Source organism: Blautia sp. An46, from assembly GCF_002161645.1.
GTDB classification, from domain to species: domain Bacteria; phylum Bacillota; class Clostridia; order Lachnospirales; family Lachnospiraceae; genus Blautia; species Blautia ornithocaccae.
Genome location: NZ_NFIF01000052.1, coordinates 1 through 1,176, shown reverse-complemented (window position 1 = coordinate 1,176; position 1,176 = coordinate 1). Strand labels below are relative to the sequence as shown.

Annotated in this window: 1 protein-coding gene and 1 pseudogene; both read right to left on the bottom strand. The window is 52.2% G+C overall.

The annotated features are described in order from the left end of the window. Positions 1 to 950 (bottom strand): recombinase family protein (locus tag B5G00_RS18430; RefSeq protein WP_162613536.1); only part of this gene is annotated, 950 nt, incomplete at its 3' end. A gap of 111 nt (positions 951 to 1,061) precedes the next feature. Continuing rightward, positions 1,062 to 1,176, bottom strand: a pseudogene (locus tag B5G00_RS18425) (hypothetical protein); the annotation flags it as partial.

Below are 1,176 nucleotides of genomic sequence, written 5' to 3'. Positions count from 1 at the left end.
AGCCCCACTTCATCATAGCGGTTCGGGCGTTTGCGCTGCTTGCGTAACTCCTGCACGCGCTCCCATGTTTCCCGGTCTATGATAGGCTCATGGTGGTTCTCAAAAATGGCCTGCTTCTCCACGGGGTTCTCTACACTGTGTTTGACCTTGTAAGAGGGCTTTTCCGTCTTGAAGTTTACCAGACAGCCGGTGTACTCCCGGTTTTCGAGGATATGAACGACGGTGTTTGTCGCCCATTTACACTCATAGCCGGGGTGGTAGCGGCGTGTGCTGCCTGTCCTGCGGTATTCCAGCGTCCCCGGCGTGGGGATTTGCTGCTCCGTAAGCATACGGGCAATCTTGGTCGGGCCATTCCCGGCAAGACAAAGCTGGTATATCTGCTGGACAACCGGCGCGGTTTCCTCGTCAACGATATAGTTCTCGTCCTCGTCCATGAGGTAGCCATAGACCGGCTTGCTGGTAACAGGCTTGCCGCTCATGCCTTTTGCTCGTTTTACTGCCTTGATTTTCTTGCTCGTATCTCTCACCAGCCATTCGTTGAACAGATTTCGCAGAGGGGTAAAATCGTTGTCCATGCTGCCGTTTGCGCTGTCCACATTGTCGTTGACAGCGATAAAACGCACTCCCTTTTGAGGGAACAGCATTTCCGTGTAAAACCCTACCTGCAAGTAGTTTCGCCCTAACCGGCTCATGTCCTTGACTATGACGGTTCCGACTTTCCCGGCTTCAATGTCTGCAAGCATGGCTTGAAAACCGGGTCTTTGAAAGTTCGCGCCGGAGAAGCCGTCGTCGGTGTACCAGCGCAGATTAGTAAAGCCGTTCTGCTTGGCGTAGGTTTCCAAAATCCTTTTCTGGTTCGATATGGAATTACTCTCGCCTTGCAACTCGTCCTCATGGGACAATCTCGGATAAAGGGCGGTAATGAGGTTTTGGGTGGCTTGTCTTAACATAAAATCCTCCGTTTCCGACAGCCAGCCCCACTATTCCGTGGTTTCATTGTACCACGGAATAGGGCGGGCTGTATAGCGGCAAAAGTGTAAAATCTGCTTCTTTATGATTTGTCAAATTGCCGGTTTTTGTGTAGCAGCGGCTTCCGCTTCCAGTACCCGCGCCATTTTGTCGGCGGCGGTGGTGGTAGTGTCTTTCTTGAAATAGCCGGACACGACAAGGACGGAA